Annotated in this window: 17 protein-coding genes; 11 read left to right on the top strand and 6 right to left on the bottom strand. The window is 60.6% G+C overall.

Translation table 11 applies throughout. From position 1 onward, the window contains the following. Positions 1–10: 10 nt before the first annotated feature. Positions 11–334, bottom strand: a complete 324-nt coding sequence (locus M5B98_RS01335) for a hypothetical protein (protein WP_085722089.1) — start codon at positions 332–334, stop codon at positions 11–13. Positions 335–519: 185 nt separating this feature from the next. Between M5B98_RS01335 and M5B98_RS01330 the strand changes: the two genes are divergently transcribed. Then, positions 520–1,380 (top strand): Ku protein, encoded by an 861-nt coding sequence (locus tag M5B98_RS01330; RefSeq protein ID WP_248741510.1) that lies wholly within the window; start codon positions 520–522, stop codon positions 1,378–1,380. Positions 1,381–1,434: 54 nt separating this feature from the next. Here the strand turns inward: M5B98_RS01330 and lpxO are convergent, their stop codons facing one another. Next, positions 1,435–2,334: a lipid A hydroxylase LpxO gene (gene lpxO / locus M5B98_RS01325; protein ID WP_248741509.1), complete on the bottom strand. Its 900-nt coding sequence runs from the start codon at positions 2,332–2,334 to the stop codon at positions 1,435–1,437. 391 nt (positions 2,335–2,725) lie between these two features. Here lpxO and M5B98_RS01320 point away from each other — a divergent pair, with 391 nt between their 5' ends. Together M5B98_RS01320 and M5B98_RS01315 are read left to right on the top strand one after the other, a co-directional pair. Then, positions 2,726–4,312: an ABC-F family ATPase gene (locus tag M5B98_RS01320; protein WP_248741508.1), complete on the top strand. Its 1,587-nt coding sequence runs from the start codon at positions 2,726–2,728 to the stop codon at positions 4,310–4,312. 138 nt (positions 4,313–4,450) lie between these two features. Beyond that, the gene (locus M5B98_RS01315; protein ID WP_248741507.1) at positions 4,451–5,638 is read left to right on the top strand and encodes an MFS transporter; all 1,188 of its coding nucleotides are present in this window, start codon (positions 4,451–4,453) and stop codon (positions 5,636–5,638) included. Positions 5,639–5,641: 3 nt separating this feature from the next. Here M5B98_RS01315 and M5B98_RS01310 read toward each other — a convergent pair whose 3' ends face one another. Beyond that, positions 5,642–6,679 carry an alpha/beta hydrolase family protein gene (locus tag M5B98_RS01310; RefSeq protein ID WP_085708151.1) on the bottom strand — a complete coding sequence of 346 codons (1,038 nt, stop codon included), beginning with the start codon at positions 6,677–6,679 and terminating at the stop codon, positions 5,642–5,644. A 235-nt stretch (positions 6,680–6,914) separates the two neighbouring features. Continuing rightward, complete coding sequence (locus M5B98_RS01305; RefSeq protein WP_085708152.1) at positions 6,915–7,526, bottom strand: FMN-dependent NADH-azoreductase; 612 nt, start codon at positions 7,524–7,526, stop codon at positions 6,915–6,917. Positions 7,527–7,654: 128 nt separating this feature from the next. On the opposite strand from M5B98_RS01305, the gene M5B98_RS01300 reads away from it, so the two are divergent. Both M5B98_RS01300 and M5B98_RS01295 read left to right on the top strand, forming a co-directional pair. Further along, entirely contained in the window at positions 7,655–8,563 is a 909-nt protein-coding gene (locus tag M5B98_RS01300; RefSeq protein WP_119426161.1) for a LysR substrate-binding domain-containing protein, read from the top strand. Beyond that, positions 8,560–8,919, top strand: a complete 360-nt coding sequence (locus tag M5B98_RS01295) for an MmcQ/YjbR family DNA-binding protein (RefSeq protein WP_248741506.1) — start codon at positions 8,560–8,562, stop codon at positions 8,917–8,919. The genes M5B98_RS01300 and M5B98_RS01295 overlap by 4 nt, the downstream gene beginning before the upstream one ends. A gap of 2 nt (positions 8,920–8,921) precedes the next feature. On the opposite strand, the gene M5B98_RS01290 is transcribed toward M5B98_RS01295, so the two are convergent. Together M5B98_RS01290 and M5B98_RS01285 are read right to left on the bottom strand one after the other, a co-directional pair. Continuing rightward, complete coding sequence (locus M5B98_RS01290) at positions 8,922–9,350, bottom strand: DUF1294 domain-containing protein (protein WP_248741505.1); 429 nt, start codon at positions 9,348–9,350, stop codon at positions 8,922–8,924. Continuing rightward, positions 9,347–10,177: an undecaprenyl-diphosphate phosphatase gene (locus M5B98_RS01285; protein WP_248741504.1), complete on the bottom strand. Its 831-nt coding sequence runs from the start codon at positions 10,175–10,177 to the stop codon at positions 9,347–9,349. Before M5B98_RS01285 ends, M5B98_RS01290 begins: the two co-directional genes overlap by 4 nt. 304 nt (positions 10,178–10,481) lie before the next feature. On the opposite strand from M5B98_RS01285, the gene M5B98_RS01280 reads away from it, so the two are divergent. The 6 genes from M5B98_RS01280 to M5B98_RS01255 all read left to right on the top strand — a co-directional run bounded on the left by M5B98_RS01280 (position 10,482) and on the right by M5B98_RS01255 (position 14,654). Then, positions 10,482–12,116, top strand: coding sequence for a methyl-accepting chemotaxis protein (locus tag M5B98_RS01280; protein WP_248741503.1), 1,635 nt, complete (start codon positions 10,482–10,484; stop codon positions 12,114–12,116). An 81-nt stretch (positions 12,117–12,197) separates the two neighbouring features. Further along, positions 12,198–12,761 carry a nicotinamide riboside transporter PnuC gene (gene pnuC, locus M5B98_RS01275; RefSeq protein ID WP_119426166.1) on the top strand — a complete coding sequence of 188 codons (564 nt, stop codon included), beginning with the start codon at positions 12,198–12,200 and terminating at the stop codon, positions 12,759–12,761. Next, complete coding sequence (locus tag M5B98_RS01270; RefSeq protein ID WP_248741502.1) at positions 12,758–13,282, top strand: AAA family ATPase; 525 nt, start codon at positions 12,758–12,760, stop codon at positions 13,280–13,282. The genes pnuC and M5B98_RS01270 overlap by 4 nt, the downstream gene beginning before the upstream one ends. Positions 13,283–13,396: 114 nt before the next feature. After that, complete coding sequence (locus M5B98_RS01265; protein ID WP_248741501.1) at positions 13,397–13,642, top strand: hypothetical protein; 246 nt, start codon at positions 13,397–13,399, stop codon at positions 13,640–13,642. After that, positions 13,618–14,079, top strand: a complete 462-nt coding sequence (locus M5B98_RS01260; RefSeq protein ID WP_248741500.1) for a hypothetical protein — start codon at positions 13,618–13,620, stop codon at positions 14,077–14,079. The genes M5B98_RS01265 and M5B98_RS01260 overlap by 25 nt, the downstream gene beginning before the upstream one ends. Beyond that, complete coding sequence (locus M5B98_RS01255) at positions 14,076–14,654, top strand: adhesin (protein ID WP_114882792.1); 579 nt, start codon at positions 14,076–14,078, stop codon at positions 14,652–14,654. Before M5B98_RS01260 ends, M5B98_RS01255 begins: the two co-directional genes overlap by 4 nt. Positions 14,655–14,701: the final 47 nt, after the last annotated feature.

Raw genomic sequence — 14,701 nt, 5'->3', positions numbered from 1 at the left:
GTTCTGCCATTCAACGGTTGCTGTCGCCGTCACGGGCGGGTGGGTTGGGAATGAACTTCGGTGGCGTGCTCGGCACCGAACGCAAGGGCTGGCCATTGCCGATGCCGCCGTTCTCGACGGTGGGCTGGCGAGGCGCGGGCACCGTACTCGGCCCACGAATCACCGGATTGGCGGGCTGCGTGCCCTGCATGCTGTTGGGATTGGCCCGGTGAATCGGGCTGTTGTAGGGGTTGCTGCTGTTGCCGGTCGGACTTTGCGCCAGCAACAGGGCATCGGCGTGAACCAGCCCGCCACTGAGGGCCAGTGATGCGATGCCAAGCAGAAAACGGTTCATGGACGGCCTCTCTCGATGCACGTGGAATAGAGCCTTCGAGTCCACGCTACGCCGAGGGTTCGGATTTGTTAACCCGTCATCGCTAAACAAGGTGTAACACCGTTTGACCAGTTGCCCGTCGGCGGGCAACGGAAACTTTCACGCATGCCGACGGGTCACCCGAACATCACGCGGAGAACGGCACCATGGCTCGGGCAATCTGGAAAGGCGCAATCAGTTTCGGTCTGGTGCACATCCCCGTGGCGCTGGTCTCGGCGACCTCGTCCCAGGGCGTGGACTTCGACTGGCTGGACAGCCGCAGCATGGACCCGGTCGGCTATAAACGGGTCAACAAGGTCACCGGCAAGGAAGTCACCAAGGAACACATCGTCAAAGGCGTGCAGTTCGAAAAAGGCCGCTATGTCGTGCTCAGCGAGGAAGAAATCCGTTCGGCCCACCCGGTCTCGACCCAGACCATCGACATCTTTGCCTTCGTCGACAGCGAGCAGATTCCACTACAGAACATCGACACGCCCTACTACCTGGCCCCGGACAAACGCGGCGGCAAGGTTTACGCATTGCTGCGCGAAACCCTGAGCAAAACCAAAAAAGTCGCCCTCGCCCGTGTGGTTTTACACACGCGTCAGTACCTGGCGGCGCTGATGCCGCTGGAGTCGGCACTGGTGCTGGTGAAACTGCGCTGGCCACAGGAAGTGCGAAGCCTGGACGAACTGGCGCTGGGCAGCGAAGTGACCCAGCCGCAACTGGCGAAAGCCGAACTGGACATGGCCAAACGACTCGTTGAAGACATGAGCGCCGACTGGAAGCCGGAAGATTACACCGACGAATTCGAAGACAAGATCATGGCCCTGGTGGACAAGAAGGCCCATGAAGGCAAGATCGAGGACGTTGAGACCGTTGATGGCGAAGAAGAGCGCAAGTCGGCGGATGTGATCGACTTGACCGAACTGCTCAAACGCAGTCTTGGCGGGAAATCACCGGCCAAATCGGCGAAGAGGACCGCGAGCAAGGCCACCCCGGCGAAAAAGACCAAAAAAGCGTCGTAAAAATGAAATCGGGCGACTGTCTTGCAACAGTCGCCCGATTTATCAGATCAGTTATCAGATCAGAATGAAGATCGCCAGCAGACCGCCGAAGATCGCCCACTTTTCCAGGTAATAGCGCGCGCGATTGCGCTTTTTCAGCTCTTTGCCGCGCAGGCGGATCTTGTAGATTTTGGTAAACAGGCGGTTGATACCACCGGTGCGGTCGCCCGCATCGTTCGGCGCACCGGCGGCCGACATCACGGTACGGCTGAACCAGCCATTGAACGCGGCTGCCCAGCGATATTTCATCGGGCGCTCGACGTCGCAGAACAGAATGATGCGGTTTTTGTCGGTGGTGTTTTCAGCGTAGTGGATGTAGGTCTCGTCGAACATCACCGCTTCACCGTCGCGCCAGTGATAGTTCTCGCCATCGACGTTGATGTAGCAACCGGCATCGTTCGGCGTTTCCAGGCCCAGGTGATAACGGTAGGAACCGGCATACGGGTCACGGTGACGCACCAGTTTCGAGCCCGGTGGCAGTTCGGCGAACATCGCCGCCTTGATCGAGCCGATGCTCTGCACCAGTTCAGTGGTGCGCGGGCACAGTTGCAGCGCCGATGGATGGCTGTCGCCGTACCATTTCAGGTAGAAGCGCTTCCAGCCGGACTTGAAGAACGAGTTGAAACCGACGTCGTCGTACTGGTCCGAGCGCTTGATCGCACCGGCACGCAGAAGATTCTGACCTTCCTCGCGGATTTCTTCCCAATGGGCCTGCAACGGGCTCAGATCGGGAAAGTCCTTCGGGTCGAGGTAGGGTTTGTTCGGTTTCTTCGAAAACAGATAAAGGAAGCAGTTGATCGGCGCGAGAAACGTCGAGTGATCGCTCAACTGACGGCCCAGTTTGTGACGCACACGACCACGCAGGTGAACGTATGCAATGGAAATGACATAAATAGCAGCAATGATGAGTTTCACGGAAATCGTCACACGTCAAAAGTGAACAAACTGCGCGCCTTTCTGGCTGTGGCCATAGGTCTGTGGCAGTGGTCTGGATACAAAACAGCGTCTCGGTGGCACATCCTTGAGCCCATGCCGGGCAAGGGCCTGGGTGAATGGATGGCATTTTAGCCACAGTTTGTAACCAATAGTGAACCTTCATCTGTGAAAAACTGTCCCGCGATTGCGCCAATTGGCATTCCGGGGATCACCGCCCTATCGCTGGAAGAGCCAGACCAGTACAATCGCCGCCAAACTTTACGCGCCCCCCCTTGGTTGATGACGGGATTTCCCGCCTCAGCGCACTTCGACTCGGGCCAAGCGCTCCGGCCGCACCCTCGCTACTCAGAATGCTTCGCAGGATAAACCTTTGATTTCTACAGCTAATATCACGATGCAGTTCGGCGCAAAGCCGCTGTTCGAAAACGTTTCGGTGAAATTCAACAACGGCAACCGTTATGGCCTGATCGGCGCCAACGGTTGCGGCAAGTCGACGTTCATGAAAATCCTCGGTGGCGACCTGGAGCCGTCTGCCGGCCAGGTGATGCTCGAGCCGAACGTGCGCCTCGGTAAACTGCGTCAGGATCAGTTCGCCTACGAAGAATTCACCGTGATCGACACCGTGATCATGGGTCACGAAGAGCTGTGGAAGGTCAAGGCCGAGCGCGATCGCATCTATTCGCTGCCGGAAATGAGCGAAGAAGACGGCATGGCCGTGGCCGAGCTGGAAACCGAGTTCGCCGAGATGGACGGCTACACCGCCGAATCCCGCGCCGGTGAACTGCTGCTGGGTCTGGGCATTCCGCTGGAACAGCATTTTGGCCCGATGACCGAAGTCGCGCCGGGCTGGAAACTGCGTGTCCTGCTGGCTCAGGCCCTGTTCTCCGATCCGGAAGTGCTGTTGCTCGACGAACCGACCAACCACCTGGACATCAACACCATTCGTTGGCTGGAAACGATCCTGACGGCGCGTAACAGCACCATGATCATCATTTCCCACGACCGTCACTTCCTGAACAGCGTCTGCACCCACATGGCCGACCTGGACTACGGCGAGCTGCGTCTGTTCCCGGGCAACTACGACGAGTACATGACCGCGGCGACCCAGTCCCGCGAGCAACTGCTGTCGGACAACGCCAAGAAGAAAGCCCAGATTGCCGAACTGCAGACGTTCGTCAGCCGCTTCTCGGCCAACGCCTCGAAAGCCAAGCAGGCCACTTCCCGTGCCAAGCAGATCGACAAGATCCAGCTGGCCGAGGTCAAGCCATCGAGCCGCGTGAGCCCGTTCATCCGCTTCGAACAGACCAAGAAACTGCACCGCCAGGCCGTGACCATCGAGCAGATGTCCAAAGGCTTCGACGGCAAGACCCTGTTCAAGAACTTCAGCTTCACCGTTGAAGCCGGCGAACGCGTGGCGATCATCGGCCCGAACGGTATCGGCAAGACCACCCTGCTGCGCACCCTGATGGGCGAACTGACCCCGGACGCCGGTACCGTGAAGTGGACCGAAAGCGCGGAACTGGGCTACTACGCTCAGGACCACGCCCACGACTTCGAAGACGAAGTGAGCCTGTTCGACTGGATGGGTCAGTGGACTCAGGGCGAGCAAGTGATTCGTGGCACCCTGGGCCGCATGCTGTTCTCCAACGACGAGATCCTCAAGTCGGTGAAGGTGATTTCCGGTGGTGAGCAAGGTCGCATGCTGTTCGGCAAGCTGATCCTGCAAAAGCCGAACGTTCTGGTAATGGACGAACCGACCAACCACCTGGACATGGAATCGATCGAGGCGCTGAACCTGGCGCTGGAAAACTACCCGGGCACGCTGATTTTCGTCAGCCACGACCGTGAGTTCGTATCGTCCCTGGCCACGCGCATCATCGAGCTGAGCCCGAACGGTGTGACCGACTTCAGCGGCACCTATGACGATTACCTGCGCAGCCAGGGCGTCGTGTTCTGATAGCGGCTTCGAGTCGAAAGCCCCGCCCCATGGCGGGGCTTTTTATTGCGTCCGGGAAAGATAGTTAGCCTGCTTTCTTTTATTTCAGCGCCAAGCCATGATGCGGACTCTCCCACCGCCGCCCGCGAACGAGCCCTCATGTCTGCGCAGCAACAGCCACCGCAAAGCTCCATGGCGATCACCCTGCAGATCGTCTCCATCGTTTTCTACACCTTTATCGCTTTCCTCTGCATCGGCCTGCCGATTGCGGTGCTGCCCGGTTACGTGCATGAACAACTGGGTTTCAGTGCCGTCGTTGCGGGTCTGGTGATCGGGTCGCAATACCTGGCCACCCTGCTCAGCCGCCCCATGGCCGGACGCATGTCGGATACCGTCGGCACCAAACGTGCCATCGTTTACGGTTTGCTGGGGATCGTCCTCAGCGGCCTGCTGACACTGGTTTCCACGTTGCTGCAGGACTTCCCGCTGCCAAGCCTGATCATTCTGATCGCCGGGCGTTTGCTGCTCGGCATCGCTCAGGGGCTGATTGGTGTAGGAACCATCAGCTGGTGCATGGGCCAGGTGGGTGCGGAACATACCGCCCGGTCCATCGGCTGGAACGGCATCGCCTCTTATGGCGCCATCGCTATCGGCGCACCACTGGGCGTGCTGATGGTGGCCGATTACGGTTTTACCAGCCTCGGTATTGCGCTGTCGGTACTGGCCGCTGGCGCTCTGCTGCTGATCCGCAACAAGCCTTCCGTGCCGGTGGTGCGCGGCGAGCGGTTGCCGTTCTGGGCGGTGTTCGGGCGGATCGCGCCGTTCGGTGCCAGTCTGAGCCTGGCCTCGATCGGTTACGGCACCCTGACCACGTTCATCACCCTCTATTACCTCAATCGCGGCTGGACCGGCGCGGCCTACTGCCTGACGGTGTTCGGCGTGTGCTTCATCCTGTCGCGGCTGCTGTTCATTTCCGCCATCGCCCGATTTGGCGGCTTCGCTTCGGCCATCGCCTGCATGAGCATCGAAACCGTCGGGTTGTTGTTGCTGTGGCTCGCCCCCTCGACCGGCTACGCACTGATCGGTGCCGGGCTGGCAGGGTTCGGGTTGTCGCTGGTATACCCCGCGCTGGGGGTTGAAGCCATCAAGCAGGTGCCCAACTCCAGCCGTGGTGCCGGGTTGAGTGCTTACGCGGTGTTTTTCGATCTGGCACTGGCGGTTGCCGGCCCCTTGATGGGCGCGGTGGCGTTGAATCTGGGGTATTCGTGGATCTTCCTGTGCGCAGCGCTGCTGTCAGTGACCGGACTGGCACTGACCTTGTGGCTCAAGCGTCGGGCGATGGCCTGACGCTTACTGATCCGCCGTCTGCATCCCCGCCCGGGAGGGCTTGCCCAGCGCATGGGAGAAGAACCGCCCGGCCTCGGAAATCAGGTTGCGATGGATGTCTTCGCGATCCACCCCGTCAGCATCGGTGCACAGCGCCGGCATCGCACGGATCTGCTCTTCATTGCACGGCGCCATGAACACGAAGTGCCCGGCCCCGGCCAGCAACTTGAAGTCCGGTGCGGTCGGCAGTTTGCGCGCCAGGGCGGCGGCGTTTTTGTCGAAGGCCACCAGTTTGTCGCCGTCGCCGCTGTACAGCAGCACTGGCACATGCACATCGGCCAGGGTGTGTCGGCCGAATTTCAGGCTCAGCGGCGCCATCAACAGCAAGGCGTGGACTCTCGGATCAGCCACCGGTTGCAGGTCGTCGCGATCAACGATCAGTTCGCCCTGGGTGTTGCAGGCGTCGCGGTCGTCCGGGCGCTCCTGGCAGTAGCGGCGCAAGCGATCCAGGTCGGGCTGCGCGCCGGAAAGAATCAGCGCGGTCTCACCGCCCGCCGAATAACCGATCACGCCTACCTGATCGGCGTTCACGAACGGCGCGAGCATGCGGTCGCCAAGCGTGGCGGTAATGGCTTCGGAAATCTGGATCGGGCGCCCATAAAGGTTGCTCAAGGTGCCAAGACGACTGTGATCCTTGGAGTTGTCGCCGGGATGAATCACCGCCACCACCACAAAGCCCTTGCGCGCCAGCGATGTGGCGAGGTCGTGCAGGGCCAGCGGCGTGCCGGTGTTGCCGTGGGACAGCATCAGCATCGGAAAGCGGCCGAGGGCGATTTTGGTGTCTTCGCCGGCTTCGACTGAATAGCCCTCGAGCAGGCTCATGTGCTCGCGGTCGCTGGAGGGATAGAACGCGATGGCACGCATCGGTTGCAGGTCGAGCGGATCGAGGAACGTCATCTCGTGATAACCGACGCTCCAGCGTGGGTGCTGGCCGGGGGCTGCGTGCACTGAATTCAGGCTGCCGAGCAGGCAAATCAGTAACGTTGCACAAAGACGCATCATGGGATGCCCCACCCTGTTGTTACTCAATCGAAAGATCCGTTGTGTTCGACGCCCGAAACTCCGTGGTTCGGTGATCCGGCGCGGCGTTGCACTCAGACGTTGATCGTAAGACTGCATAACCCGGGCCAGATTATGTAACAGTCGGACACAAAAGACTCCGTATCTGGCCCTTGCAGAACCAGAATACAGAGTTTTTTGGGGGTTGCCTGAACGAGAGCTGTTCTTTACGAAAGCCTTACGCAGCGGCGAACAGTTGCTCGCTGATACGGGCGTGGGCCGCGCTCATGGCGTTGTTGCGAACTTCCTCACCGTAGGCCAGGCCTTCGGCACGGACGATTTCGATGTCGGTGATGCCGAGGAAGCCGAAGACCAGTTTCAGGTAGTCTTCGTGAGCCACGCCCGAAGCCTGACCGGCGTGGATGCCGCCCGAGGTGGAGACGATGATCACTTTCTTGCCACCGCACAGGCCTTCAGGGCCGGCTTCGGTGTAGCGGAAAGTCTGGCCGGCGACGGCGATGCGGTCGATCCAGGCCTTGAGCTGGGTTGGCACGGTGAAGTTGTACATCGGCGCGGCAACGACAATGGCGTCGGCGGCGATGAACTCGGCCAGGGTGTTGGCGCTCAGCTCGGCTTCGTGCTGTTGTGCGGCGTTGCGCAGTTCAGCGGTGGTGCCGGCGGCGACCAGAGTGGTCGACGAGAAGTGGCTGATGGCGTCGGCAGCCAGGTCGCGGTAGGTCACGACAGCGCTTGGCTCGGCGGCTTGCCAGGCTTTGACGACTTCGGTGCTCAGCTGACGGGAAGCAGAGTTGTCGCCCAGAATGCTCGAATCGATGTGCAGCAGTTTCATAGTGGAATCTCCTGGAAAGAATCGCCGGTGGCGACGGAATGGAGACAATCCTACCTACGAAACCAATAGCTGATTAGACGGCAACAATGCGATAGTTTGTCCCACTGATAGAACAGTCGGAATTCCCCATGCAAGACCTCAACGATCTCTACTATTTCGCCAAAGTAGTCGAGGCCGGCGGATTCGCCGCTGCCGGCCGCTTGCTGGGCATTCCCAAGTCACGCCTGTCGCGGCGGATTGCCGAACTGGAAGAACGCCTGGGCGCGCGCCTGCTGCAACGCACCACCCGCCAATTGAAGCTGACGGCGGTTGGCGAACGCTATTTGCGCCACTGTCAGGCGATGTTACTGGAAGCGGAAATGGCCGATGAAACGGTGGCCAGCATGTCCAGCGAACCCCGCGGCCGCTTGCGGGTTTCGAGCCCCACCGGGCTGGCCCATGAAATGCTGCCGGTGGTGATCAGCAATTTCCTCGGCAAATACCCGCAGGTGCAACTGGAAGTCACCCTGATCAATCGCCGGGTCGACCTCATCACCGAAGGCATCGATGTCGCCCTGCGGGTGCGCGAACACGGCGACGAAGAGCCGATGCTGGTCACCCGCCGCTTGCGTCAGGCGCAAATGGTGGTGGTCGCGAGCCCTTCCTTTATACAGGGCGTGGAAATCAATCATCCGCAGGACTTGAAAACCTTGCCGGTGCTCGGCGCGCTGGAAGCCGATCGCATGGTGCATGTGCGCCTGCTCGATCAGCACGGCAAAAGTTGCGATCTGGCGCTGGAGGCCCGGTTGGGCATCGACGATTTCATTGTGCGCAAGGCTTGCGTGCTGGCCGGCCAGGGTTTCACCCTGCTGCCGATGATGTATTGCGAAGCGGAGCTGAACAACGGCACGCTGGTGCAATTGTTGCCGGACTGGTCGTTGCCCGGAGGCTGGTTGCAAGCGGTGTACCCGCACCGGCGCGGGGTGATGCCGGCGGTGCGGGCCTGGATCGATCATCTGGTCGAATCGTTCAATGCCTGTGGAGAGCGGCTGTTATGAAACAAGGAAAGATGAGCGAGAAGGATGTCGCGGACTTCTGCCTGGCATTGCCCGGTGCCCGGGAAGACTACAAATGGGGCGGTGTGCGGGTGTTCTCGATTGCCGGCAACAAGATGTTCGCCTTGCAGGGGCTGCGCGGTGAGTCGCTGGCGTTCAAGGTCGACAAGGACCTGTTTCTCGGTCATTGCGACCGGCCGGGCATTCACCCGGCGCCGTATCTGGCGCGTGCGCAGTGGATCATCGTGCACCCGCCCTACCCCTTGGGCGCCGAAGAACTGCGAGGGTTGCTGCAACGCTCCCACCAGTTGGTGGTGAGCAAGTTGCCGAAGAAAATCCAGGTGGGTTTGCTGCTGTAACCCTACCCCAGCGCCAACAGGTTCGAACCGAGGAACAACTGATCGATCCAGAACACCTGGTGCAACGCGACGATCACCCAGAACAGAATCTGAAACGACACCTTGCGCGTCTTGTGCCGGAAGACTTGCTGGGCGATCAATGCGCCCGGCCAGCCGCCCGCCAGTTCCACGGCGTGCAGGACGTTTTCCGGCGTGCGCCAGGCGTCGGCGCGGGCCTTGCGCTTGTCCGCCCAGTACAGGAAGAACGCCAGCACGCTGACAATCCCGTAGGCCATCAACGGCACCAATGAGATCCCGCGCAGCCACATCGACAGCGATCCGAACAGCGGCAACGCGCAGACGACCAGCAGCACGAACAACTTCAACTTCAGATGCTGGATGCTGCCACCGGACGGGCCGCGATCCGGGCGGCGTGCGCGGGAGTCACTCATGCCTTGGCCGCCGCCCAGTCCACCCAGCCGAATTGCCAGGTCGCCAGAATCAACAGGCCGAACACGATCCGGTACCAGGCGAATGCCGCGTAGCTGTGGCTGGCGATGAACTTCAGCAAACCGCGCACCGCGATCATGGCGAAAACGAATGCGGTGACAAAACCGATGGCAAACACCGGAAAGTCCGTCGGCACGAACAGCGCACGGTACTTGTAGCCCGAATACACCGCCGCACCGACCATGGTCGGCATCGCCAGAAAGAACGAGAACTCGGTGGCGGTCTTGCGCGACAGACCGAACAACAGACCGCCAATGATGGTCGACCCGGAGCGCGAGGTGCCCGGGATCATCGCCAGACATTGGGCGAAGCCGACCTTCAGCGCATCCTTCCAGGTGATTTCGTCCACGGTTTCGGCGTGCACTTCATGCTGCCGGCGCTCGGCCCACAACATGATGAAACCGCCCACCACCAGCGCCGTCGCCACGGTGATCGGGTTGAACAGGTATTTGTGAATCAGATCGGCAAAGATCACGCCCAGCACCACGGCGGGCAGGAAGGCGATCAGCAGGTTGGCGGTAAAGCGTCGGGCACTCGGCTGGGTCGGCAAGCCGATGACCACGTCGAGAATCTTGCGGCGAAACTCCCAGACCACCGCGAGAATCGCGCCGAGCTGAATGATGATGTTGAACGCCATGGCGCGTTCGCCGCCGAAATTCAGCAGGTCGGCGACGATGATCTGGTGTCCGGTACTGGAAATGGGCAAAAACTCCGTCAGCCCTTCTACAACTCCAAGAATCAGTGCCTGCAAGGCGGTCCAAAGGTCCATCAATCCCCCAAAGAGCGATGCGCTCAGGCATGCCCCAATAGTATTTTTTTACGTTCACTGCGATCAGCGTAGCGGTTTGTTGCTGTACCGATTCCGCGCGCCAAGGATCCACACGAAACGGTCAAAATTCCGTGAAATGGCAACTTGGGTTCAGGTTTTCACGCACGGGGCCGAAATCCTAACAGACAAGCCGTAACCGCGCTGCCGTGCACTACGACTTGGGTCGCGTATGCCCGGCCACCGAAACGTGGTTGGATGCTGGCGGTGATTTATTACAAGAAAAAGAAACCGGAGTGACAGCGTTATGAACAGCTTGCGCAGTGTGTCGATCAGCCGACGCTTGTGGCTCATCTTGATTGTGGCGGTGGTCATGCTGCTGACCCTGGGCCTGTTGATGCTCAAGCAGATCCACGATGACCTGTATCACGCCAAGGCCCAGAAAACCCAGCATGTGGTGCAGACCGCCAGTGGTTTGCTGACCTACTACCAAGGCCTGGAAGCGGCCGGAACCCTGACCCGCGACGCCGCCCAGAAACAGGCGCTGACCGCGATTCGCGGCCTGCGCTACGACCAGAATGACTACTTCTGGATCAACGACCTCACGCCCGTGATGGTCATGCACCCGACCAATCCCAAGCTCGAAGGCCAGAACCTCTCGGCGATCCGCGACCCGGACGGTTTTGCGGTGTTCAACGAAATGGTCGCCATCGCCAAGGCCAAGGGCGCAGGCATGGTTGATTACCGTTGGCCTAAACCCGGTGCCAGTGAGCCGGTGGCCAAGACGTCCTACGTGAAACTGTTCGAGCCATGGGGCTGGGTGCTGGGTTCCGGTGTGTACGTCGACGACGTGCAGGCCGAGTTTCAGGGTCAGGTGATCAAAGCATCCGTCGTAGGCCTGGTCATCGCGCTGATCATGGGCGTGCTGGTGATTCTGATTGCCCGCAGCATCGTCCGCCCGCTGCAGGAAACCGTAAACGCCATGGCCAACATCGCCAGCGGCGAAAGCGACCTGACCCGCAGCCTCGATACCCATGGCCAGGATGAAGTCACGCAACTGGCCCATCACTTCAATGCCTTTACCGCCAAGCTGCGCCGGGTGATCGGCGATTTGCAGGTGTCGGCCAGCGCGCTGGGCCAATCCTCCACTGAGCTGGGCAATGACGCGAGCCAGGCCCAACAACGCAGCCAGCAACAATCGCAGCAGATGGAGCTGGTGGCGACGGCCATCAACGAAGTCACTTACGGCGTGCAGGATGTGGCGAAGAACGCCGAGCATGCCGCCAACGAAATGCGCGATGCCGAAGCCCAGGCGCAACAGGGCCAGATCAACATTGACGGCAGCCTGCAACAGATCGACAAGCTGTCCGGCACCATTGATCAGGCCGTCGAAGTCATCCGTACACTGGCAACCGAAAGCACGCAGATCGGCAGCGTTCTGGAGGTGATCCGCTCGATTGCCGAGCAGACCAACCTGCTGGCCCTCAACGCCGCCATCGAAGCCGCCCGGGCCGGTGAACAGGGCCGTGGTTTTGCCGTGGTGGCGGATGAAGTTCGCTTGCTGGCGCAACGCACGCAGAAATCCACTGCGGAAATCCAGTCGATGATCGAGCGCCTGCAAAATCATTCCGAAGCGGCAGTGAAGGTGATCGGCGACAGCAGCAAGGCGTCGCAACTGACCATCGAGCAGGCCGGACTGGCCGGCGCCAGCCTCAATGCCATCGGCCAGGCTTTGCGCAACCTCAACGGCCTGAACGCGTCGATTGCCAGTGCGACCCTGCAACAGGCGCACGTGGTCGAGGACATCAACCAGAACGTCACCCAGGCCGCAGGCCTGTCCCACAGCACCGCGATGGCCGCTGAGCAGTCGAGTGCCGCTAGTGTGCGGCTGGGCCAGTTGAGCGAGCAGTTGAACGGTTTGCTGCGCCAGTTCCGCGTCTGATCCCGGTCACCGGTGGGAGCTCACTCCCACCGGTTTTTGGGTACAATCCGCTCCCTCTTTTACTCCCTCCAAGGATCTTGCATGTCCGGGCTCGAACTGTTTGCCGCCGCCCTCGGTGTGATCGCCGTCTGGCTGACGGTCAAACAGAACCCCTGGTGCTGGCCGATCGGGCTGGTCATGGTGCTGCTCTACAGCTGGATCTTCTTCGAGGTGAAGCTGTATTCGGACATGTTGCTGCAAGTGGTTTACGCCGCTCTGCAAGTCTATGGCTGGTGGCAATGGACCCGGGCCGGGACGATGCATGACGGGCGAGAGGTCAGCCGGCTCGACTCCCGTTCGATTCTGCAAGGGCTGGCCATCGGCGCCGCCGGCAGCCTGCTGCTGGGCGCCGCCATGGCGCACTGGACCGATGCCGCGCAGCCCTGGCTCGACGCGGCGCTGACCGCTTTCAGCCTGGTCGCGCAATTCTGGATGGCGCACAAGCGCCTGCAATGCTGGGCGCTGTGGTTCGTGCTGGATGTGATCTTCGTCGGCCTGTTCCTTTACAAGGGCCTTTACCTCACCGCTGCGCTGTACGCCCTGTTCACCCTGATCGCGGTGCAGGGCTGGCGGGAATGGCGCGCCGATCCGGCGTTGCGCGCATGAAAGTCGTTGTTCTGACCGGGCCGGAATCCACCGGCAAGAGCTGGCTGGCGGCCGGGCTGCAGCAACGGTTCGGCGGTTTGCGGGTGGATGAGTACGTGCGCTGGTTCATCGAGCAGAATCCCCGGGATACCTGCCTTGCCGATATCCCCGAGATCGCTCGCGGCCAGTTGCAGTGGGAAGACGAGGCGCGAGCGCAGCAACCACCTCTGCTGATCCTCGACACGCACCTGTTGAGCAATATTCTCTGGAGTCAGACGCTGTTCGGCGACTGCCCGGCCTGGCTGGAAACGGAACTGTTGGCGCGCCATTACGACCTGCACCTGTTGCTGTCTCCGGAACATATCGACTGGACGGACGATGGCCAGCGCTGCCAGCCTGCGCTCCGCGAACGCCTGGCCTTCTACGACGCCACCAAGACCTGGCTGGAACAGCATCGACAACCCTTGCAAATCATTCAGGGCGACTGGGCCGAGCGACAGGCCCGGGCTTTCGATGCCGTGCGCGTTCTTTTGGCAGGTTGACTCGTGCATTTCCCCCGATTCGGGGGAAAAGTGTCCGTTCCTGAAACACTCACCTGGGCCCATAGTGCCTGTCTTTGCGCTCTTGCCGGGTTTGCCCCACGATTTGTTACGCCAATGAAACACCCGGCCGCAAACCCTCATTCCAGAGCATTACAACGCATTCACTCGGGCATCGATGTGCCGGGCTGTTTCAGCGCTGAGACAGTTTCTGTATCAAGTTTGCTCGCCAAACACCAAGCCATTGAATCAAAAGAACAATTAAAAACCGGCACAGCATTCGCTATCTCCTTCACAACGCTGACAAGAGCCAGCCCACTGAAGAAGGAATTGCAGCCGTGGGGAACTTCAATAAAGGCTTGACCTGCCTCCTGCTGATCGGTTCTGCCGCTACCAGTTCTCTGATCAGCGTTGCCGCCCATGCCGATGGCAATGGCGTGATTGTTCTGAACCGCAATGTTCAACCCGTACCACTGGGTCGCAACGGCGGCAAGGATCCCTACCCTACCACCGTCAACGCCAACCCTTCCAAGGCTGTCGTCGCCGCCACCAGCCATGCCGAACTCAGCGACAACGAATTCGCCGGCATCGCCAGCGGCTCGTCGATCGGCGGCATGGTCACCAACGGTATCGGCGCTACCAATCTCAATTCCCTGAATGGCATGAACAACGGCATGCCTGGTGCAGGGGGTGGCAGCGGTAACGGCGCCGGCTCCGGTGCAGCGATCTCCGGCACGATCAACCGTGCCTTGAGCACGGGACTTGCGCCACTCGGCGCCATCGGGGGGGCCATGAAATGAAGTTTTCTCTGATCTTTATCGCTCTGCTGGCGAGCGCCAGCGCCATGGCTGACTCGAATGTGCCCGTGGTCAACAGCGCCAGCATCGACAGCACCGGCGCCCAATACAGCGGAAACGTGGGTGTCAACCAGGCGGCCGGCGACCAGTCGCAGCAGGCCAACCTCCGCTCGATAGCCGTTGGTCACAGCGCATCGGCGACGACCACCGTCACCCAACGGATCAACACCCCGGCGGATCCGCGCATGAATGCGACCGCCACCATCAGCGGCAACTCTTTCAGCAACGGCAACGGTGTACTGGGCGTGAACCAGTCGGCCGGTGCCGGCAACCAGATGGCCAACGTGGTGCATATCAGCACCAGCACCGGCCCGCAAAGTATCGACGATAGCGTCCTTTCCCAACAGAACGTGACGCCGTCCATGAGCTCAGGAGCAACTGACACTCCAAAAGGCAGCCGCCAGGTCGTCACTGGCGACCAGGCCTTCACCGGCAGCCGGGGAGTGATTCAGGTGAACCAGAGTGCCGGGGTGGGAAACCAGATTGCAAACACCCTGAGCATCCGGGTCGCTAACTGACCCAATTGCAGTGCAAGAAAGTTCCAACACTTACCAACACACGAGCA

Source organism: Pseudomonas sp. MWU12-3088, assembly GCF_023242405.1.
GTDB classification, from domain to species: Bacteria; Pseudomonadota; Gammaproteobacteria; order Pseudomonadales; family Pseudomonadaceae; genus Aquipseudomonas; species Aquipseudomonas kribbensis.
The sequence above is the reverse complement of the archived record's forward strand: the minus strand, read 5'-3'. Positions and strand labels throughout refer to the sequence as shown.

Coding starts and splice junctions, on each gene's coding strand:
- M5B98_RS01335 (WP_085722089.1), bottom strand. CDS start 334: ATGAACCGTTTTCTGCTTGGCATCGCATCACTGGCCCTCAGTGGCGGG.
- M5B98_RS01330 (WP_248741510.1), top strand. CDS start 520: ATGGCTCGGGCAATCTGGAAAGGCGCAATCAGTTTCGGTCTGGTGCAC.
- M5B98_RS01315 (WP_248741507.1), top strand. CDS start 4,451: ATGTCTGCGCAGCAACAGCCACCGCAAAGCTCCATGGCGATCACCCTG.
- M5B98_RS01310 (WP_085708151.1), bottom strand. CDS start 6,679: ATGATGCGTCTTTGTGCAACGTTACTGATTTGCCTGCTCGGCAGCCTG.
- M5B98_RS01305 (WP_085708152.1), bottom strand. CDS start 7,526: ATGAAACTGCTGCACATCGATTCGAGCATTCTGGGCGACAACTCTGCT.
- M5B98_RS01300 (WP_119426161.1), top strand. CDS start 7,655: ATGCAAGACCTCAACGATCTCTACTATTTCGCCAAAGTAGTCGAGGCC.
- M5B98_RS01295 (WP_248741506.1), top strand. CDS start 8,560: ATGAAACAAGGAAAGATGAGCGAGAAGGATGTCGCGGACTTCTGCCTG.
- M5B98_RS01290 (WP_248741505.1), bottom strand. CDS start 9,350: ATGAGTGACTCCCGCGCACGCCGCCCGGATCGCGGCCCGTCCGGTGGC.
- M5B98_RS01285 (WP_248741504.1), bottom strand. CDS start 10,177: ATGGACCTTTGGACCGCCTTGCAGGCACTGATTCTTGGAGTTGTAGAA.
- M5B98_RS01280 (WP_248741503.1), top strand. CDS start 10,482: ATGAACAGCTTGCGCAGTGTGTCGATCAGCCGACGCTTGTGGCTCATC.
- pnuC (WP_119426166.1), top strand. CDS start 12,198: ATGTCCGGGCTCGAACTGTTTGCCGCCGCCCTCGGTGTGATCGCCGTC.
- M5B98_RS01270 (WP_248741502.1), top strand. CDS start 12,758: ATGAAAGTCGTTGTTCTGACCGGGCCGGAATCCACCGGCAAGAGCTGG.
- M5B98_RS01265 (WP_248741501.1), top strand. CDS start 13,397: ATGAAACACCCGGCCGCAAACCCTCATTCCAGAGCATTACAACGCATT.
- M5B98_RS01255 (WP_114882792.1), top strand. CDS start 14,076: ATGAAGTTTTCTCTGATCTTTATCGCTCTGCTGGCGAGCGCCAGCGCC.